Raw genomic sequence first — 18,341 nt, forward strand, 5'->3', positions numbered from 1 at the left:
TATGAGTGAAACCCGCATTCTGGTTGGCCCTGAGCGCTTTAACGTAGGGACAGAATACAGCTGGCTGGCGGAACGCGACGAAGACGGTGCGGTCGTGACCTTTACCGGCAAAGTGCGCAATCACAACCTCGGTGACAGCGTGAAGGCGCTGACGCTGGAGCACTATCCCGGCATGACGGAGAAATCGCTGGCGGAGATAGTGGACGAGGCGCGAGGCCGCTGGCCGCTCGGACGCGTCACGGTGATTCACCGCATCGGCGAGATGTGGCCCGGCGAGGAGATTGTCTTTGTCGGGGTGACCAGCGCGCACCGCGGCAGCGCGTTTGCGGCAGGGGAGTTCATTATGGATTACCTCAAAACCAAAGCGCCGTTCTGGAAGCGCGAAGCCACGCCGGAAGGCGATCGCTGGGTAGAATCTCGCGACAGCGATAAACAGGCCGCCAGCCGTTGGTAGTCGGTTTACGTGGATGTGTTACTCTTAAAGAGTGTGTCTACTTAATCTTAATCAGGAGTGAATCATGGACCGATTTCCGCGTTCCGATTCAATAGTGCAGCAGACCCGTAGCGGCCTGCAGACGTATATGGCTCAGGTGTACGGCTGGATGACGGTTGGCCTGCTGCTTACCGCGTTTATCGCGTGGTATGCGGCGAATACGCCGGAGCTGATGATGTTTATCTTCTCCAGCAAAATCACCTTCTTTGGGCTGATTATCGCGCAGCTGGCGCTGGTGTTTGTGCTTTCGGGTCTGGTGCATAAGCTAAGTGCCGGCATGGCAACGACCCTGTTTATGCTCTATTCGGCGCTAACGGGGCTGACGCTTTCCAGTATTTTCATCGTTTACACCTACTCCTCCATCGCCAGCACCTTCGTGGTCACCGGCGGGATGTTTGGTGCGATGAGCCTGTACGGCTACACCACGAAGCGCGATCTAAGCGGTTTCGGCAGCATGCTGTTTATGGGGCTGATCGGGATTGTGCTGGCGTCGCTGGTGAACCTGTGGCTCAAGAGCGACGCGCTGATGTGGGCCGTGACCTATATCGGGGTGGTGCTCTTCGTCGGGTTGACGGCCTATGACACCCAGAAGCTGAAAAACATCGGCGAGCAGATCGACGTGCGCGACAGTTCCAACCTGCGCAAATACGCGATTCTGGGCGCGCTGACGCTCTATCTGGACTTCATCAACCTGTTCCTGATGCTGCTGCGGATTTTAGGCAACCGTCGCTAAGGTTGCTTTGCCGGGTGGCGGCTTCGCCTTACCCGTCCTGCGAATCGCGAACCGTAGGTCGGGTAAGGCGAAGCCGCCACCCGACTTATTCACTTCGCTAGCATCCTCTCATTCTTCGCCCGCAGCTTTTTCGCCCGACTTTCCAGCACCAGATAGCAGATCGTTGCCAGCGCCAGCGGCAGGAAGTAATACAGCATCCTGTACGCCAGCAGGGCGGCGATAATCGTTCCCTGAGAAACATGCTCCCCGGCCAGCAGGGCAATAAACACCGCCTCCAGCACGCCGATCCCCGCCGGAATGTGCACAATCACCCCGGCAATGCTGCTCACCAGCAGCACGCCCAGCACGAAGAAGTAATTGACGTCCTCGCCAATCAGCAGCCAGATAATCGCCCCCATGGCCATCCAGTTGGCGCTGGAGACCGCCATCTGCAGCACCGCAAACTTCCACGAGGGCAGGACCAGCTTTTGCCCTTTGATGGTCATATGGCGGCGCTTTGCAAACGCGCAGGCCCAGAGATAAACGGCGATAATCAGCAGCAGCACGATGCCCAGAATGCGCAGCGTGGCCTCGTCGATATACCAGTGCGCGGGCAGCTGCACGACGCCGATGGTGAAGATCACCCCGCCGAGCAGGATATAGCCCAGCCAGTTGGTGGTAATGCTCAGGGAAAAAATGCGCGTGATGGTCCCGCCCGGCAGGCCGAGCCGCGAGTAGAGGCGATAGCGCATGCCAATGCCCCCGACCCAGGTGCTCAGCGTCAGGTTAAAGGCGTAGCAGATAAACGACACCAGCATCACCTGACGTTTGGCCAGCTTGTGGCCGCAGTAGGCCCGACCCAGAAGGTCATAGCAGCCGTACATCAGGTAGCTTACGATAACCAGCCCCGTCGCGCCCAGCAGCACCATCCGGTTATAGTTGCGGATGACCTTCCACACCTCTTCCCAGTCCACTTTCTGCGCGTAGACCACCAGCAGCACCGCGACGGCAATAAAGAATACCCAGGTGAGGATCTTTTTTGCCAGACGCCAGCGTGGATGCGATTTTGACATCAGGGTTTGCCTCCGTCTTCCGCTTCAATGCGGTCCTGGGTTTCCATTTCGGGTTGTACCGGCGGGTCCACCTGCGCCAGCTTCGGCGTATGCGCCGGCAGCCAGCCGACCATCGCCGGGAAATGCCGCAGGAAGTGGAACACCACCACGCTGATGCCCAGGTTCCACCAGGTGCGTTTGGGAACCATAGACTCATCCACGCGCACGCAGTCGTTAACGATCAACGCCTGCAGGTTATCCCGCAGGGTCTGGTTAAACTGGCGGTCGTGAATGATCAGGTTGGCTTCAAGGTTAAGCGACAGGCTCAGCGGATCGAGGTTGCTGGAGCCCACGGTGGCCCAGTGATCGTCCATCAGCGCGACTTTGCCGTGCAGCGGCCGACGGCGGTATTCGTAGATCTGGACGCCGCCCTTCACCAGGTAGTTGTACAGCAGCCGCGCCCCGACTTTGACGATCGGCATATCCGGCTCACCCTGCACGATCAGCTTCACGCGCACGCCGCGTCTTGCAGCATTGCGCATGGCATGCAGCAGGCGATAGCCCGGGAAAAAGTAGGCGTTAGCAATAATCACTTCGCGCTTCGCGTTGGCGAGCATCTTAAGGTAGTGGCGTTCAATGTCGTCCCGGTGCTCGCCGTTGTCGCGCCAGACGAAAAGCGCCTGCGCTTCGCCGGGCTTCCGGTTCTCTTCCGGGCGATGGCGGCGTCGCCACCAGCGGCGTACGGCCTCTTTCCCCGGCAGGTTCTCCAGCTCAAACAGCAAGATATCCTGCACTACCGGGCCTTCAATGCGAATGGCGTAATCCTGCTTCGCTTCCGGGCCGTAGTCGGACATATGTTCCGCCGAGTAGTTAATGCCGCCGACAAACGCTACCGTCTCATCCACCACCACAATTTTGCGGTGCATTCGGCGGAAAAGGTTGGTCCGCATGCCGAACAGGCGAGGGCCGGGATCGTAGTAGCGGAATACCACGCCTGCGGCGGTCAGTTCATTGACGAACGCATCGCTGAGGTCCGGCGAGCCGTAGCCATCCAGCAGTACTTCAATTTTGACGCCGCGCTGTGCGGCGCGCAGGAGCACGCTGTGCAGCTGCTTGCCGACGTTGTCTTCGAACCAGATAAAGGTTTCGAGGATCACTTTCTGCTGGGCGTTATCAATTGCCTTAAACACGGCCGGGTAATACTCGTCCCCGTTGACCAGCAGCGTGATCCGGTTGCCTTCCTGCCAGGAACATTTCATAAGTGGATCTCCGCGCTGAGCGGGGCATGGTCGGAAAGATGCCGCCAGTTGAGAAGCGCCAGGGCGGTCGGGCTGCTGGCGTGGGCATTTTTCACGTAGATGCGGTCAAGCCGCAGCAGCGGGAAACGGACCGGGAACGTGCGCGCAGGCCTGCCGTTCGCCCGGGTGAAGATCTCCTCCAGCCCGGCATCCACCTTCAACGGATGGTTTGCCCGCTGGCGCCAGTCGTTGAAATCGCCTGCCACGACAACAGGTTCACCGTCAGGCAGCGCGTTGGCCCATTCGGCCAGCATTTTCAGCTGCGCCTGACGATGGGCTTCGCGCAGGCCCAGATGAACGCAGCCGACGTGGATGGGCAGCTCAAGGTCGGGCGGGGTAATGCGGCAATAGAGCAGGCCGCGTTTTTCGCTCTCCCCGACGGAAACGTCGCGGTTTTCATAATGTTCAATGGGATAACGCGACAGCACCGCGTTGCCGTGATGACCTTCAGGATAGACCGCGTTGCGGCCGTAGGCGTAATCGCTCCACATGGTATCGGCCAGAAATTCATAGTGCGGCGTGTCGGGCCAGTTCTCAAAGTGAAGCGGATGTACTTCGTGCGCACCCATCACCTCCTGCAGGCAGACAATATCCGCGCTGACGGTGCGCACCGCGTCGCGCAGCTCCGGTAAAATGAAGCGGCGGTTAAATGCTGTGAAGCCCTTATGAATGTTTATCGTCAGCACTTTAAGCGAGAAATGCTGCATTTTTTTCGTCATAAGCTCCTTCCTGAGTGACTATCCCGATGAAAATAAAGTGTAGTCGTCGTCACAAAAAGATGCGGCGTTACGGAATTTTCCGTAAAGTGCGGTAGTCTGATTAAGCAGAGAAAAATCCTTCAGGAGAGAAGCCATGAAGTGGCAACAACGTGTTCGTGTCGCAACTGGCCTGAGTTGCTGGCAGATAATGTTGCATTTACTGGTCGTGGCCGTACTGGTGATGGGCTGGATGAGCGGCACGCTGGTACGTGTTGGCCTGGGGCTATGCGTCCTTTACGGCGTCACCGTGCTGTCGATGCTGTTTTTACAGCGCCACCATGACGCGCGCTGGCGCGAGGTGGGTGACGTGCTCGAAGAGCTCACCACCACCTGGTACTTTGGTGCGGCGATGATTGTTCTGTGGCTGCTTTCACGCGTGCTGCAAAACAACCTGCTGCTGGCCCTGGCGGGTCTGGCCATCCTCGCAGGGCCTGCGGTGGTCTCGTTGCTGACCAAAGAGAAAAAGCTACGCGATGTTGCGTCTAAACATCGCATAGGCCACTGAGCCTGTCGTGGCCGCGATGACCAGTAGCGGCCACAAACTTCCCCAGACAATATCCAGACTCGCATCCTTCAGATAGATCTGCTTGGTGATATCCGTAAAGTGTCGTATCGGGTTTATCCACGTCAGATCCTGGAGCCACACCGGCATATTCTCAACCGGCGAGACGTACCCGGAGAGCAGGATCGCGGGCATCATAAAGACGAATACCCCGATAAACGCCTGCTGCTGCGTCGAGCAGAGTGCGGAAATCAGCAGCCCAAACCCCACCAGCGACAGCCCGTAAATCACCATCGTGAAGTAAAACAGCGCCAGCGATCCGGCGAAAGGGATCTGGTAGGCCCAAATTCCCACCCCCAGCACGATGGTGGCCTGGAAGGTGGCGACAATTAGCGCCGGCACCGCTTTGCCGACGAAAATTTGCCAGGTGGCGAGCGGGGAGACCAGCAGCTGATCCAGCGTGCCCTGTTCGCGCTCGCGGGCGACGGAGAGAGAGGTCACAATCATCACCCCGATGGTGGTGATCATGGCGATCAGCGACGGCACCACAAACCACTTGTAGTCCAGATTCGGGTTATACCAGTTGCGCACCACCAGTTCGCTGTTGTTGGGCTTCGGTTTGCCGTCCATCAGCTCCTGCTGGTAATCCTTCACCACCTGCTGGAGGTAGTTGGCTGCGATCTGGGCGCTGTTGGAGTTGCGCCCGTCGAGGATCAGCTGCATCGGCGCGGTCTGGAAGGTATCCAGATTGCGGGAGAAATCCGCCGGGAAGCGCACCAGCAGCAGCGCTTTTTGCGTGTCGATGGTGGGCTGAATGTCCTGCGGGCTTTTCAGCAGCAGGATGTGGGTAAAGGCTTTCGCACGCGCAAAGCGCTGCGTCAGCTCGACGGAATGTTTGCCGTTGTCTTCGTTGTAAATGGCAATGGTGGCGTTGGTCACCTCAAGGGTGGCGGCAAACGGGAACAGTAAAACCTGGATCAGCACCGGCAACACCAGAATGGCGCGGGTTTGCGGCTCGCGCAGCAGGGATTGCAGCTCTTTGCGGATCAGTGTCCATAAACGGTAAAACATGCGCGCTCCTTAATCTAACCGCCGTTTGGTTTTCATCCACGTCAACCCGATAAACATCACCGCCGACGCCATTAAAAACAGCGTGTTGATAATCAGCACTACCGTAATATTCCCCGCCAGGAACAGGCTTTGCAGGGTGCTCACGAAGTAGCGCGCCGGGATAATGTAGGTCACGGCGCGGATGACGGCAGGCATGCTGTCTATCTGGAAGATAAACCCTGAAAGCATTATCGACGGCAGAAAAGCGGCGTTCAGCGCCACCTGCGCGGCGTTAAACTGGTTGCGGGTGATGGTGGAGATGAGCAGCCCCATCCCCAGCGTGCTGAGTAAAAACAGGCTGGTGATAAAGAACAGCACGATCAGCGAGCCGCGGTACGGCACGCCGAGGATAAAGACGGACACCAGCATGCAGAGCAGCATCGCCAGCATGCCGAGGAAGTAGTAGGGAATAAGCTTGCACAGCAGCAGCTCGACGCGCGTCACTTCGGTGGAAAGCAGCGCCTCCATGGTGCCGCGCTCCCACTCGCGGGCGATGACCAGCGAGGTCAAAATCGCGCCGATCACCGTCATAATAATCGTCACCGCGCCCGGAATAATAAAGTGCTGGCTGATGGCGGCGGGGTTAAACCAGTAGCGCGTCTGCACGTCGATAAGCGGTTCAAACGTCTCGCCCCGGTCTTCCGCGCGCTGCATCTGCCAGAGCTGCCAGATCCCCTCCGCGTAGCCCTGCACGAAGTTCGCGGTGTTTGGCTCGCTGCCGTCGGTGATGACCTGGATCGGCGCATCGGTATTCGCCCGCGCCATGTTGGCGGCAAAATCGACCGGAATGACGATCAGACCGCGAATTTTCCCGGCCTGCATCTTCTGGATCAGCTCCTGGCGGTTGTCGCTGATAGTGGCATCAATGTAGGGCGAACCGGTCATGGCGTGGGTAAAGTCCAGCGCCTCTTCGCTCTGCTGTTCGAGTAAAATCCCGACCCGCAGCTTGCTGGAGTCCAAGTTAATGCCGTAGCCAAAGATAAACAGCAGCAGCAGGGGGATCACCACCGCAATCAGCCAGCTGCTGGGATCGCGCACGATCTGCCGCGTCTCTTTAACGCACAGGGCGCGCACCCGGCGCCAGGAAAGGGCGTTACTGCGCATGAGCATTCTCCTTATCCCAGTCGTGGATGAGGGTGATAAACGCCTGCTCCATGGTCGGGTCCGGGACCTCATCGTCGGCGGCCTGGTTTTTCAGGTCGTCCGGCGTGCCGTGGGCAATCAGCTTGCCGCGATACACCAGCCCGATGCGGTCGCAGTACTCCGCCTCGTCCATAAAGTGGGTGGTCACCATGACGGTTACCCCTTTTTCCACCATGCTGTTGATATGCAGCCAGAACTCGCGGCGGGTAATGGGATCAACGCCAGACGTGGGTTCATCCAGAAACAGAATATCCGGCTCGTGCATCAGCGAGCAGGCCAGCGCCAGCCGCTGCTTAAAGCCGAGCGGCAGTTCGTCGGTGGCGTGGGAAGCGATAGTTGTTAACCCGAAGGCGTCGCTCATGCGGCGGATCTTCTCGTTCTGCGCCCGTCCGCGCAGGCCGTACACGCCGGAGAAAAAGCGCAGATTCTGCTCGACCGTCAGGTTGCCGTACAGCGAGAACTTCTGCGCCATATAGCCCAGGTGCTGGCGCGCCTTGCCGGAGCTGACTTTGAGATCCATATCCAGCACCAGCGCCTTGCCGGACGTCGGCACCAGCAGGCCGCACATCATCTTAAAGGTGGTGGATTTTCCCGCGCCGTTCGGTCCGAGCAGGCCAAAAATCTCGCCGCGCTTCACGGCAAAATTCACGTTGTCGGTAGCGGCGAAATCCCCGAATTTTTTGGTGAGGGATTTGGCTTCGATCACCGTTTCGCCCGGCGTACCTTCCACCGTGTGCAGGATCGCCCCAAGCGGCGACTCGGAGGTCCCCGCGCCGCCCAGCAGGTCGATAAACGCATCTTCGAAACGCGGCGCCGTCTCTTCCATGTCGATCTCAGGCATGCCGGGGGCATGGCGAATATCGTCGACGGTGGCCTCTTTTTTGAGGATCACCCGCACCGAGCGGCCCTGAATCATCCCGTCGCTGACCTGCGGCAGCCTGAGCACCCGCTGCAGCAGCGAGCGGTTGGACGCCTGCGGGCTGTGCAGCAGGAAGCTGCGCCCGGCCATGCTCTGCGTCAGCGTCGTCGGCTCGCCCTGATAGAGCAGTTCGCCTTCGTTCATCAGCAGCACGTCCCGGCACTGTTCCGCTTCGTCGAGGTAGGAAGTGCTCCAGAGGATCAGCATCCCGTCGCCCGCCAGCTCGTGTACCATCTGCCACAGCTCGCGGCGCGATATCGGGTCGACGCCCACGCCGGGCTCGTCCAGCAGCAGCACTTTTGGCTCGCCCACCAGCGTGCAGGCCAGACCCAGCTTCTGCTTCATCCCACCGGAAAGCTTGCCCGCCAGCCGGTCGGTGAACGGGCCGAGGGAGGTAAATTCCAGCAGGCGGGCGAAGGTCTTCTGTCGGGCTTCGCCGGTGACGCTGCGCAGGTCGGCGTACAGGTTCAGGTTTTCCATCACCGTCAGGTCTTCATACAGGCCAAACTTCTGCGGCATATAGCCGAGCATGGCGTGGAGCGCGCCGTCATCTTTTATCGGGTCAAGGCCCAGCACGCTGGCCGAGCCTTCATCCGGCTTCAGCAGCCCCGCCAGCATGCGCATCAGCGTGGTCTTTCCCGCACCGTCCGGGCCGACCAGCCCGGTCACGTAGCCTTTCCGGATGGTGCAGTTCAGCGGCGCGACCGCAGGCTTATCCATCCCCTTAAAGCGTTTAACCAGACTGTTGAGCTGAATAACCGCGTCATTCATGTCGTTCCCCGCTGTTCACTTTTACGGTGACGGGCATGCCCTGGCGCAGGGCGTCGTCCGCATCGGTCACGATAATGCGCAGGCGATACACCAGGTCGGTACGCAGGTCCGGCGTTTCTACCGTTTTCGGCGTGAATTCGGCGGTAGGGGAGACAAAGCCCACCTTGCCGTGATACGGCTTGTCCGGGCGACCGTCGGTATAGAGCAGCAGCTCGCGGCCCGGCTGCATCTGGCCGAGATTAGGCTCATCAATGTAGGCACGTACCCAGACCGGGCGGGTCAGGGAGAGGGTTAACACGGTGCTGCCCGCGCTGAGCATGCTGCCCGGCTCGACGGCGCGGGTCATCAGCGTGCCGTCAGACGGTGCGATGAGCGTGGTGTCGTGCAGATCCAGCTCTGCCTGCGCCAGCTGGGCCTGCGCCTGTTCAAGGCTGGCTTTCGCCTGGGCGATATCCTGCGGGCGGTTACCGGTGTGGTACTGGCTTAATTTATCCTGCGCGGACTTCAGGGTTGCCTGCGCCTGGTCGCGGGAGGAGCGCGCATTTTCCAGGTCATTTGCGGAAATGGTGCGGCTTTTCCACAGCCCCTGCTGGCGGGCGTAGAAGTTCTGCGCGTAGTCATAGGCCGCCTGTGCCTGTTTGACGGCGGCAGCGGCCTGGGCGATCTCTTCGTCGCGATAGCCGGCCAGCATCAGGTCATACTGCGCCTGCGCAACGGAGACGCCCGCTTTGGCCTGCAGCAGCGCGTTCTCATAGGGCGCTTTGTCCAGCATCCCCAGCGTCTGCCCGGTTTTAATGGCATCGCCTTCGTCAACGCTCAGCGAGGCGAGACGTCCGCCGACGCGGAAGCTCATGTTCACCGTGCGAATATCCACGTTACCGTACAGCGTCAGGCCTTTATCCTGATGGCTCTGATACCACAGCCATCCACCGACGCCCGCGGCAAGCAAAACAACAACCACCAGAATGATGGCGATAGGTTTTTTCATGACTTCAGGCTCCTTTGCGTTAAGCCTTGCAGGATCAGATCGAGATGACAGGCGATCACCTCACCGATCTGCGCGGCTTTATCCTCATCAAATTGTGTCCAGCCGGTGCGTAACAGGATGGTTTCCCGGCCCAGACGGAAGGCCAGGATTTCACCCAGCAGGGCGTGGGTATGCAAAATTGTCTCGGTATCGTTGGCATCCCGCCCGGTATAGGCGGCGATCAGCCGGGTCAGGTGGGTATGCATCGGGGCAATGACCCGATCGTGTACCCGCTGATAGGCGGCAGTGGGGGAGAGCTGCTCGCGGGAGATAAACTTGCTCAGGTTGAGCGTATCGTCGTGCGTCAGCACGCGGATCATGTTGTGGCAGGCACTCAGGATCAGCTGGCGGATGGCCTCGCGATCGGGCGACGGCTGGCCGAGCAGCGCGGTGGCCTCCTCGACGTGCGGGTGAAACTGCGTGCCGATAAAATCGGCAATCCACTCGGCGCAGGCGAGATATAAATCCTCTTTTGAGCCAAAATAGTAGGTAATCGCCGCAATGTTTTGCCCGGCCAGCGCGGCGATATCGCGCGTGGTCGCGTGCAACCCATACTCACCAAACTGCGCCAGCGCGGCGGCAATAAGCTGGTTTTTGGCCTGTTCACCTTTGGTTGTTGTGGGTGTTGTATTCATGGCGGCATTAAAAATTAATCAATCGATTGATTAAGATTATGCCTGATTCGCATCCCCGTCGAGGGAACGCTGAGGGATATTTTATGCGCCACGTCACAAAAGCTGCTACACTCCGCCCCTTCGCGACATTGTGGTTTTTGTCCTCTCAATTGTTATATCTCCCTGAAAACTACACCTGTGATGGTCGGGGCGGTTCGGAGTTTTTATGTCTTTTGATTCCCTTGGCCTGAACCCGGAAATTCTGCGCGCGATCGCAGAGCAGGGCTACGTTGAGCCAACCCCAATCCAGCAGCAGGCTATTCCTGCCGTTCTTCAGGGCCGTGACCTGATGGCCAGCGCCCAGACCGGCACCGGTAAAACCGCGGGCTTTACGCTGCCGCTGTTAGAGCTGCTGGTAAAAAACCAGCCGCACGCCAAAGGCCGTCGTCCGGTTCGTGCCCTGATCCTCACCCCAACCCGCGAGCTGGCCGCGCAGATTGGCGAGAACGTGCGTGACTACAGCCGCTATCTCAACATTCGCTCGCTGGTGGTGTTCGGCGGGGTCAGCATCAACCCGCAGATGATGAAGCTGCGCGGCGGCGTGGACGTGCTGGTGGCAACGCCGGGCCGTCTGTTGGATCTGGAACACCAGAACGCGGTGAAGCTGGATAACATCGAAATTCTGGTGCTGGACGAAGCCGACCGCATGCTCGACATGGGCTTTATTCACGACATTCGCCGCGTGCTGGCCAAGCTGCCGCCGCGTCGTCAGAACCTGCTCTTCTCCGCGACCTTCTCCGACGAGATCAAGGCGCTGGCGGAAAAGCTGCTGCATAACCCGCTGGAAGTAGAAGTGGCGCGCCGCAACACCGCTTCTGAGCAGGTGACGCAGCACGTTCACTTTGTTGATAAAAAGCGCAAGCGCGAACTGCTCTCCCAGATGATCGGCCAGGGTAACTGGCAGCAGGTGCTGGTCTTTACCCGCACCAAGCACGGCGCGAACCACCTGGCGGAACAGCTGAATAAAGACGGCATCCGCAGCGCGGCGATCCACGGCAACAAGAGCCAGGGCGCGCGTACCCGTGCGCTGGCGGACTTCAAGTCTGGCGACATCCGCGTGCTGGTGGCGACCGACATCGCTGCCCGTGGCCTCGACATTGAAGAGCTGCCGCACGTGGTGAACTACGAGCTGCCAAACGTGCCGGAAGACTACGTGCACCGTATCGGCCGTACCGGTCGTGCGGCGGCCACCGGTGAAGCGCTCTCTCTGGTTTGCGTGGACGAGCACAAGCTGCTGCGTGATATCGAACGCCTGCTGAAGAAAGAGATCCCGCGTATCGAAACCCCGGGATATGAAGTGGATCCGTCGATCAAAGCCGAGCCGATTCAGAACGGTCGCCAGGGCGGTCGCGGTCAGGGCGGCGGTGGTCGCGGCCAGCAGCCGCGTCGTGCCGAAGGTGGCGCGCTGAAGACAGCGGGCAAACCGCCGCGTCGTGGCAACGACAGCAAACCGGCCGGTGACAATCCGTGGCGCAGCGGCGAAGGCAAGCCGGCAGGGGAAGGGCAGCGCCGACGCCGCCCGCGCAAGCCTGCTAACCCGCAGTAATCTGGAAGCCCGGTCGTAAAGCCGGGCTTTTCTTTTTGCGGCAGCGAAGAGAAAGTGCCACAATAGTGGCTGTTTATACAGTATTTCAGGTTTTCCAATGGCTTTAACCGCGGCGCTGAAAGCGCAAATAGGCGCCTGGTATAAGGCGCTACAGCAGCAGATCCCCGATTTTATCCCCCGAGCGCCGCAGCGGCAGATGATTGCCGACGTGGCAAAAACGCTCGCCGGGGACGACGGGCGACATCTGGCGATTGAAGCCCCGACCGGCGTCGGGAAAACCCTGTCGTATCTCATTCCCGGCATCGCCATCGCGCGGGAGGAGGACAAAACGCTGGTGGTCAGCACCGCCAACGTGGCCTTGCAGGACCAGATCTTCAGCAAAGATTTGCCCCTGCTGCGCAAAATCATCCCCGACCTGCGGTTTACGGCCGCCTTTGGCCGCGGGCGCTACGTCTGCCCGCGTAACCTGGCAGGGCTTGCCAGCAGCGAGGCGTCGCAACAGGATCTGCTGGCGTTCCTCGACGACGATCTCACGCCCAACAACAAAGCCGAGCAGGAGCTCTGCGCAACGCTGAAAGCCGATCTTGATGGCTATAAATGGGACGGCCTGCGCGATCACACCGATAAAGCCATCAGCGACGATCTGTGGCGCAGGCTCAGCACCGACAAGGCCAGCTGTCTGAACCGCAACTGTCACTACTACCGCGAATGCCCGTTCTTCGTCGCGCGGCGTGAAATTCAGGAAGCCGAAGTGGTGGTGGCTAACCACGCGCTGGTGATGGCGGCGCTGGAGAGCGAAGCGGTGCTGCCGGAGCCGAAAAACCTGCTGCTGGTGCTCGACGAAGGCCACCATCTGCCCGACGTGGCACGCGACGCGCTGGAGATGAGCGCAGAAATTACCGCGCCCTGGTTCCGCCTGCAGCTGGATCTCTTCTGCAAGCTTGTCGCCACCTGCATGGAGCAGTTTCGCCCGAAAACCACGCCGCCGCTGGCGGTGCCGGAGCGTCTGAGCGACCACTGCGAAGAGGTTTACAGCCTTATCTCGTCTCTGAACAACATCCTGAATCTTTATCTTCCCGCAGCCCAGGAGGCGGAACACCGCTTTGCGATGGGCGAACTGCCTGAGGAGGTGATGGAGATTTGCCAGCAGCTGGCGAAGCATCTGGAAAAGCTGCGCGGGCTGGCGGAGATGTTCTTAAACGATCTCAGCGAGAAAACCGGCACCCATGACGTTGTTCGCCTGCACCGCATTCTGCTGCAGATGAACCGTGCGCTCGGCATGTTCGAAGCCCAGAGCAAGCTCTGGCGGCTGGCCTCGATGGCGCAGGCGTCGGGCGCGCCGGTCACCAAATGGGCCACCCGTGAAGTGCGCGACGGCCAGGTCCACCTGTTTTTCCACTGCGTGGGCATCCGCGTGGCCGATCAGCTGGAAAAGCTCATCTGGCGCAGCGTGCCGCACGTGGTCGTGACCTCCGCCACGCTGCGCTCCCTGAACAGCTTCTCGCGGCTGCAGGAGATGAGCGGCCTGAAAGAGAAAGCGGGCGATCGTTTTGTCGCGCTGGATTCGCCGTTTAACCACTGCGAGCAGGGGAAGCTGGTGATCCCGCGCATGAAGTATGAGCCGCTGATCGACAACGAAGAGCAGCACATTGCGGAGATGGCAGCCTACTTCCGCGAACAGATTGAGAGCAGAAAGTACCCCGGTATGCTGGTGCTGTTTGCCAGCGGACGGGCGATGCAGCGTTTTCTGGAACATGTGACCGACCTGCGCCTGCTTCTGCTGGTCCAGGGCGACCAGCCCCGTTACCGGCTGGTGGAAACCCATCGCAAGCGCATCGATAACGGCGAGCGCAGCGTGCTGGTGGGATTGCAGTCCTTCGCGGAAGGTCTGGATTTGAAGGGCGATTACCTGACGCAGGTGCATATTCATAAAATTGCCTTCCCGCCCATCGACAGCCCGGTCGTTATCACCGAGGGCGAGTGGCTGAAGAGCCTCAACCGCTATCCGTTTGAGGTGCAGAGTTTACCTGCGGCGTCGTTTAATCTTATTCAGCAGGTCGGGCGTCTGATCCGTAGCCACGGCTGCTGGGGGGAGGTGGTGATTTATGACAAACGTCTGCTCACCAAAAATTACGGCCAACGTTTGTTAAACGCGCTGCCGATCTTTCCGATTGAACAGCCAGAGGTGCCCGAGGTAAAAAAACGCCCGGCAACACTGACCGCCGGGCGCAGGAAAAGCATCCGTGCTAAGGGGCGCGGTCCTACTGGTAAGTGAAGGTCACCTGCACCACGCTGCTGAACGTCCCGGCGCTGACGGGCATAGAGGTGGCGTAGTAGCGCGCGGCGAGTGGGAAATCGACGCTATGATCGCTTTGATTAACCAGGGCGCTGAAGCTAGCCTGCGGGGCAATCGTAATGCGATCCAGGCGGTCTGCCAGCTCCAGCGCCAGCCCGCCGGAGCTGCCCGTGCTGGCAAATTTCGTCGGGTGTGCGCTGTCTGCCTGGCCGTTAAAGGTCGCGGTGGCGAGCGTGGTGGTGGACGGGCATTTTGACAGCGTAAGGTCAAAATTCTTCCACTCCCCGGTATCCCCCACATCCTTAAAATCGCTGGAGGCGGCTTGTCCCAGATCGATGGTCAAATTCTGACTGGCGCTGTCTACCGAGCAGGTATTGGCGATGATATTGCCTCTCATCTGGATCGCGATCTCATCGGCATGCGCCTGCGTGAGAAGGCCTGCCAGTAGCAGTAAGGTGATTTTTTTCATTTATATCCCAACGTAATCGTGGCAATGCTGTTTGCTGTGCCGGGGGTGACGCTGGCTGCCGTTTGTTGATATGCGACCTCAAACGGGATCGCCAGCGGAACGTTCGCTTGTGCGATGGCTGCCGTATTTTTGTAGGTATCAAAGTCGGCGACTTCGCCATCGAACAACATGCGTACCCCTACACCGGTTGCCACGCCGCTCTCCTGAGTGAGTTTGATGACGCCGGGAAAATCTGTTTCATAACCGTTTGCGCTGGAAACCATGACTTCGGGCTGCACGGTGTCGTTGCAGTTGACGGTAACGTCGAACGTCTGAGGCGACGTCAGGGTTCCTGTCCCGGTGAAGTCGCTGACCGGGAAATCGCCCAGCGTTACGGTAAGGCTTTTCGGCGAAACGGAGCAGGTGACTTCGTTGAACGTGACGTTACCTGAATAGGAAATGGTGTTCGGACTGCCTATGCCCTCCTGATTGTAAACGCCAAGCCCAAACTCCGTCTGAGCCTGAGAAAGCGAGCCTGAGGACACCGTGGAGCTGGTTTTCACCAGCTCCAGAGTCACGTCAAAATTGAACGAGAGCTGTCCATCTGAAGAGAGATACCCCACCGGCGTATTGCGGGAATCACAGTGGACGCCACCGGCCCCCTGGATGCGTTGCCCCTGATCGTTCATCAGGGCGATACCAATCCCGGCGACACCAGAGTCGTACACGCCCGGCAGGCCCGGTATTTCTGAACCGGAACCATAATAGCAGGCCACTATTTCCATCCCCGGGCTGTAGGTGCTGGAGCAATTCCCGGCAACGTGCACCGTCTGCTCTGAACCCGGAATGGTCGCGCCAACGGCCAGCGAGGTGGGAACAGAGATGGAGGCCACATCAATCATCTTTGGCATATCCGGTGACGTGCATGACGCTTTCGCGTGCGGCATGAAAAATGCGGATATTCCCAGCACTAACAATAAAAAACTCTGTTTAACGATTTGCATCATCTTTCGTCTCAGCCAGTGCATTACTGACATGGTGCGGCAGCGGTAATAATGCCGGATTTATCTCTCTCTTCAGCCAGCGCGTACTGCGCGATGCATTGTTCGCTGGCATTGTCACCCCACGCAACGGAGAGTTTTCCGCGTGCGGGAAGACCGGAGAGGTACGTTTGGCCATCGGAGCCAACGATAAATTCGCTGTCCTTATCCTCAGTAGTCACCGTCGCGCCGAAGGGCAGCGGTTTACCGTTGTGCGTGAGCGTCATCAGCACGCGATTGCCCACGCGGGTGTTAAAGCTGGCGCGCACCACCGCTCCCCGCGTTGGGGTGACGACCTGCGCCGCGTGCGTTACGTCGGCATCGTCCGGCAGCGTTTCGGTATCCAGCGCAATGGTGTTATGGCGATACGCGGTCACAAACGGCACGACGGTGTAGCCGCGGAAATCGGTCTCAACGCCCGTCTGGTTAGCGATATGCGTCCCGTGCGTTCCCGGTGCCTTCACCAGCGCGATGGTCTCACCCAACGGCTGGCTCAGGGTGATGCCGTTCGCATGGGCAACCACGCCGCCCTGCAAACCGACGTTCACGGTCTGCTGATATTTATCCTGACTGACGCCTGCGCTCACTTCGCCATAGGTCGCTTTATAATCGGCGTTGATGCTGGTGGAGTTACCGCTGCCGGTGCTGCTCAGCCCTTCCTGGATGTTCCAGTTCAGGTTGTCCTCTTTCAGCGCCGTGCCGTTCAGGCCGAAGTTCTGCGTCGTGCCGTCTTTGGTGTTGTTCAGGTTGTAGGTGGCCCAGGTGTTATGCATCCAGCGGTCCAGCGGCACCGAGACGCTCAGCGAGAACTGGTTGTCGTTTGTGACCTCGTTACCGTCTTCATCGCTGTCCTGGGTGTTTTTGTTCATGCTGTAGCTGAGGCTGTAGCTCACCCCGTGCCAGCTATTGTTGTAGCTGACGCTCATCGAGGTCATGTTCTGGCTCTGACTCCAGTACGTCTCTTTCACCATGCTCAGGGTGACGGATCCCCAGCCTTCCGGCAGCGTCTGGTCGATGGTGGCTTCGGTTCGGGCGCGGCGCTGCTGCGGTGCAGACCAGTCGTCGGAGCGGGTATATGACTCCATGGTGTCTTCAAGGGTGTAAAACCCTTTGCTGTTGTAGCGGTAGCCGGCCAGTGAGAAGTTGGTGCCTGACCGGGCGATGTCTTTGCTATAGCGCACGCGCCATGACTGGCCTTTGCTGGCCTGCTGTTTTTTCAACAGAGCCTTCGCGCGGGTCACGTCAATGGAGAAGGCGCCTAAATCGCCCATGTTTTTCCCGACGCCAGCCGCCTGAGACTTGTAATGGCTGCTCTGCTGCACGCCACCGTAGGCGGTGAAACCGTAGGGTAAACCGTAGATGGCGCTGCCCTGGGCAAACGGGGTCTTCTCGACGTCGTTGTCATAAGAACGGTAGCGTCCGGCAGTCACGCTGTAGCGCAGATTTTTTTCACGCTGCAATACCGGCACGGAGGCAAACGGCACGACGAAATGGCTTTCGCTGCCGTCGGTCTCTTTCACGGTGACCTGGAGATCGCCGCTGCTGCCGGTGGGGTAGAGATCGTTAATTTCGAACGCGCCGGGGGCGACCGTGTTCTGATAAATGATGTAACCGTTCTGGCGTACCACCACCTGCGCGTTACTGTGGGCGGTGCCGCGAATAATGGGGGCGTAGCCTTTTTCACTGTCCGGCAGCATGTCGTTATCGGATTTCAGCTCCACGCCGGTGTAGGGTACGCTGTCAAAAACGTCGGAAGGCGAGGAACTCTGGCCGACGGTGAGGTCGCTTTTCATCGCCACCATATCGCGTTGCGCGTAGGTATATACGGAGGTGAATTTTTGGTCCTCCTCGTTACCCGTGGTGCTGCGATTCCAGGTGGAATAGTTGCGAATGCGCCATGCGCCAATGTTCAAACCCGGACGCAGGTTAACGTACTGGCTGCTGTTATCCTGTTCACCCGGCTGGCGCGCATGGCTTTGGCTGGCATTTGCACTGTAGTTAAGCAGGCCCGCGTTAATTCCTTCGTCAAACTCTTTTGGGTCAATGTAGCCGCGAGGCACCTGACCGAGCGCCGACTGGGGAATGCTCAGCAGCAGTTGCTGGTTGCGAACGCGGAAGGTCGCGGATGCCGCAGGGATGGCGTGTAAATCGGCGCACTGGCCTTTGGCTTTCAGCTGCGGATATTTTTGGGTCTTGATCCCGAGGCTTTTTAAATCGTCCACGGTAAAGCAAGGTTGCAGCGTGCTGTTGCCCTGATCGTCTTTCTGCAGCGTAAAGGTGACATCGCGGGTATCAATTTTATTATTATTGATAAACACCGTAACCTGATATTTACCCGGCGCCTGGCCAGGGCCTTTTTCATAGATGGATAAATCGGTTTTTCCCTGCTGGGGATTATCAATATCCAGCAGGGCAGGGTTAAAATAATCATCAGCCATAACCTGATGCGCAAAGATCGCCATTACCAGGCCAAAAAGAATGACCAGCAATGACGAAAATCGGCAGGTGAACGGCTTTTTATGGCTGTACATGATTATTTTATTACCGGGGAA

General features: G+C 59.0%; 16 protein-coding genes. 5 read left to right on the forward strand and 11 right to left on the reverse strand.

Going from position 1 to position 18,341, the window contains the following annotated elements; all coding sequences use genetic code 11:
• Nucleotide 1 precedes the first annotated feature (1 nt).
• On the forward strand, nucleotides 2-454 hold the full coding sequence (gene moaE, locus ACEPLT_RS06435; protein WP_021240989.1) for a molybdopterin synthase catalytic subunit MoaE: 453 nt from the start codon (nucleotides 2-4) through the stop codon (nucleotides 452-454).
• Nucleotides 455-518: 64 nt separating this feature from the next.
• Nucleotides 519-1,226, forward strand: a complete 708-nt coding sequence (locus ACEPLT_RS06440) for a Bax inhibitor-1/YccA family protein (protein WP_025912865.1) — start codon at nucleotides 519-521, stop codon at nucleotides 1,224-1,226.
• Between the two features lie 89 nt (nucleotides 1,227-1,315).
• On the opposite strand, the gene ACEPLT_RS06445 is transcribed toward ACEPLT_RS06440, so the two are convergent.
• The 3 genes from ACEPLT_RS06445 to ACEPLT_RS06455 are packed head-to-tail and all read right to left on the reverse strand — an operon-like array spanning nucleotide 1,316 to nucleotide 4,274.
• Nucleotides 1,316-2,278 (reverse strand): lysylphosphatidylglycerol synthase domain-containing protein, encoded by a 963-nt coding sequence (locus tag ACEPLT_RS06445; RefSeq protein WP_023292958.1) that lies wholly within the window; start codon nucleotides 2,276-2,278, stop codon nucleotides 1,316-1,318.
• Nucleotides 2,278-3,516, reverse strand: a complete 1,239-nt coding sequence (gene clsB / locus ACEPLT_RS06450) for a cardiolipin synthase ClsB (protein ID WP_023343620.1) — start codon at nucleotides 3,514-3,516, stop codon at nucleotides 2,278-2,280. The genes ACEPLT_RS06445 and clsB overlap by 1 nt, the downstream gene beginning before the upstream one ends.
• The gene (locus tag ACEPLT_RS06455) at nucleotides 3,513-4,274 is read right to left on the reverse strand and encodes an endonuclease/exonuclease/phosphatase family protein (protein WP_008501148.1); all 762 of its coding nucleotides are present in this window, start codon (nucleotides 4,272-4,274) and stop codon (nucleotides 3,513-3,515) included. The genes clsB and ACEPLT_RS06455 overlap by 4 nt, the downstream gene beginning before the upstream one ends.
• Nucleotides 4,275-4,407: 133 nt before the next feature.
• Between ACEPLT_RS06455 and ACEPLT_RS06460 the strand changes: the two genes are divergently transcribed.
• Entirely contained in the window at nucleotides 4,408-4,818 is a 411-nt protein-coding gene (locus ACEPLT_RS06460) for a YbhQ family protein (RefSeq protein ID WP_008501149.1), read from the forward strand.
• Here ACEPLT_RS06460 and ACEPLT_RS06465 read toward each other — a convergent pair.
• From ACEPLT_RS06465 to cecR, 5 genes are read right to left on the reverse strand one after another with little or no spacing between them, the layout of a single operon-like run.
• Nucleotides 4,780-5,886 carry an ABC transporter permease gene (locus tag ACEPLT_RS06465; RefSeq protein ID WP_106106226.1) on the reverse strand — a complete coding sequence of 369 codons (1,107 nt, stop codon included), beginning with the start codon at nucleotides 5,884-5,886 and terminating at the stop codon, nucleotides 4,780-4,782. The genes ACEPLT_RS06460 and ACEPLT_RS06465 overlap by 39 nt on opposite strands.
• A 9-nt stretch (nucleotides 5,887-5,895) precedes the next feature.
• On the reverse strand, nucleotides 5,896-7,029 hold the full coding sequence (locus ACEPLT_RS06470) for an ABC transporter permease (RefSeq protein ID WP_232928182.1): 1,134 nt from the start codon (nucleotides 7,027-7,029) through the stop codon (nucleotides 5,896-5,898).
• Nucleotides 7,019-8,758 carry an ATP-binding cassette domain-containing protein gene (locus tag ACEPLT_RS06475; RefSeq protein WP_232928185.1) on the reverse strand — a complete coding sequence of 580 codons (1,740 nt, stop codon included), beginning with the start codon at nucleotides 8,756-8,758 and terminating at the stop codon, nucleotides 7,019-7,021. The genes ACEPLT_RS06470 and ACEPLT_RS06475 overlap by 11 nt, the downstream gene beginning before the upstream one ends.
• Complete coding sequence (gene hlyD / locus ACEPLT_RS06480) at nucleotides 8,751-9,746, reverse strand: secretion protein HlyD (protein WP_232928188.1); 996 nt, start codon at nucleotides 9,744-9,746, stop codon at nucleotides 8,751-8,753. The genes ACEPLT_RS06475 and hlyD overlap by 8 nt, the downstream gene beginning before the upstream one ends.
• On the reverse strand, nucleotides 9,743-10,420 hold the full coding sequence (cecR, locus tag ACEPLT_RS06485; protein ID WP_063453045.1) for a transcriptional regulator CecR: 678 nt from the start codon (nucleotides 10,418-10,420) through the stop codon (nucleotides 9,743-9,745). Before cecR ends, hlyD begins: the two co-directional genes overlap by 4 nt.
• Before the next feature lie 205 nt (nucleotides 10,421-10,625).
• Between cecR and rhlE the strand changes: the two genes are divergently transcribed.
• Together rhlE and dinG are read left to right on the forward strand one after the other, a co-directional pair.
• The gene (gene rhlE, locus ACEPLT_RS06490; RefSeq protein WP_232928191.1) at nucleotides 10,626-12,005 is read left to right on the forward strand and encodes an ATP-dependent RNA helicase RhlE; all 1,380 of its coding nucleotides are present in this window, start codon (nucleotides 10,626-10,628) and stop codon (nucleotides 12,003-12,005) included.
• A gap of 97 nt (nucleotides 12,006-12,102) precedes the next feature.
• On the forward strand, nucleotides 12,103-14,280 hold the full coding sequence (dinG, locus tag ACEPLT_RS06495) for an ATP-dependent DNA helicase DinG (RefSeq protein ID WP_232928194.1): 2,178 nt from the start codon (nucleotides 12,103-12,105) through the stop codon (nucleotides 14,278-14,280).
• Here the strand turns inward: dinG and ACEPLT_RS06500 are convergent.
• Genes ACEPLT_RS06500 through ACEPLT_RS06510 form a run of 3 tightly spaced genes read right to left on the reverse strand, consistent with a single transcriptional unit; the run spans nucleotide 14,267 to nucleotide 18,320 of the window.
• The gene (locus ACEPLT_RS06500) at nucleotides 14,267-14,770 is read right to left on the reverse strand and encodes a fimbrial protein (RefSeq protein WP_063615829.1); all 504 of its coding nucleotides are present in this window, start codon (nucleotides 14,768-14,770) and stop codon (nucleotides 14,267-14,269) included. The genes dinG and ACEPLT_RS06500 overlap by 14 nt on opposite strands.
• Nucleotides 14,767-15,753 (reverse strand): fimbrial protein, encoded by a 987-nt coding sequence (locus ACEPLT_RS06505; RefSeq protein ID WP_032656491.1) that lies wholly within the window; start codon nucleotides 15,751-15,753, stop codon nucleotides 14,767-14,769. The genes ACEPLT_RS06500 and ACEPLT_RS06505 overlap by 4 nt, the downstream gene beginning before the upstream one ends.
• A 23-nt stretch (nucleotides 15,754-15,776) precedes the next feature.
• On the reverse strand, nucleotides 15,777-18,320 hold the full coding sequence (locus ACEPLT_RS06510; protein ID WP_248213680.1) for a fimbria/pilus outer membrane usher protein: 2,544 nt from the start codon (nucleotides 18,318-18,320) through the stop codon (nucleotides 15,777-15,779).
• Between the last annotated feature and the right edge of the window lie 21 nt (nucleotides 18,321-18,341).

Source organism: Enterobacter sp. fkY84-1, from assembly GCF_052974705.1.

Bases quoted from the DNA above. Each gene is read 5' to 3' on its own strand.
- ACEPLT_RS06460 (WP_008501149.1), top strand. From the start codon at position 4,408: ATGAAGTGGCAACAACGTGTTCGTGTCGCAACTGGCCTGAGTTGCTGG.
- ACEPLT_RS06470 (WP_232928182.1), bottom strand. From the start codon at position 7,029: ATGCGCAGTAACGCCCTTTCCTGGCGCCGGGTGCGCGCCCTGTGCGTT.
- ACEPLT_RS06455 (WP_008501148.1), bottom strand. From the start codon at position 4,274: ATGACGAAAAAAATGCAGCATTTCTCGCTTAAAGTGCTGACGATAAAC.
- rhlE (WP_232928191.1), top strand. From the start codon at position 10,626: ATGTCTTTTGATTCCCTTGGCCTGAACCCGGAAATTCTGCGCGCGATC.
- cecR (WP_063453045.1), bottom strand. From the start codon at position 10,420: ATGAATACAACACCCACAACAACCAAAGGTGAACAGGCCAAAAACCAG.
- dinG (WP_232928194.1), top strand. From the start codon at position 12,103: ATGGCTTTAACCGCGGCGCTGAAAGCGCAAATAGGCGCCTGGTATAAG.
- moaE (WP_021240989.1), top strand. From the start codon at position 2: ATGAGTGAAACCCGCATTCTGGTTGGCCCTGAGCGCTTTAACGTAGGG.
- ACEPLT_RS06475 (WP_232928185.1), bottom strand. From the start codon at position 8,758: ATGAATGACGCGGTTATTCAGCTCAACAGTCTGGTTAAACGCTTTAAG.
- ACEPLT_RS06465 (WP_106106226.1), bottom strand. From the start codon at position 5,886: ATGTTTTACCGTTTATGGACACTGATCCGCAAAGAGCTGCAATCCCTG.
- ACEPLT_RS06440 (WP_025912865.1), top strand. From the start codon at position 519: ATGGACCGATTTCCGCGTTCCGATTCAATAGTGCAGCAGACCCGTAGC.
- ACEPLT_RS06505 (WP_032656491.1), bottom strand. From the start codon at position 15,753: ATGCAAATCGTTAAACAGAGTTTTTTATTGTTAGTGCTGGGAATATCC.
- ACEPLT_RS06445 (WP_023292958.1), bottom strand. From the start codon at position 2,278: ATGTCAAAATCGCATCCACGCTGGCGTCTGGCAAAAAAGATCCTCACC.
- ACEPLT_RS06500 (WP_063615829.1), bottom strand. From the start codon at position 14,770: ATGAAAAAAATCACCTTACTGCTACTGGCAGGCCTTCTCACGCAGGCG.
- clsB (WP_023343620.1), bottom strand. From the start codon at position 3,516: ATGAAATGTTCCTGGCAGGAAGGCAACCGGATCACGCTGCTGGTCAAC.
- hlyD (WP_232928188.1), bottom strand. From the start codon at position 9,746: ATGAAAAAACCTATCGCCATCATTCTGGTGGTTGTTGTTTTGCTTGCC.
- ACEPLT_RS06510 (WP_248213680.1), bottom strand. From the start codon at position 18,320: ATGTACAGCCATAAAAAGCCGTTCACCTGCCGATTTTCGTCATTGCTG.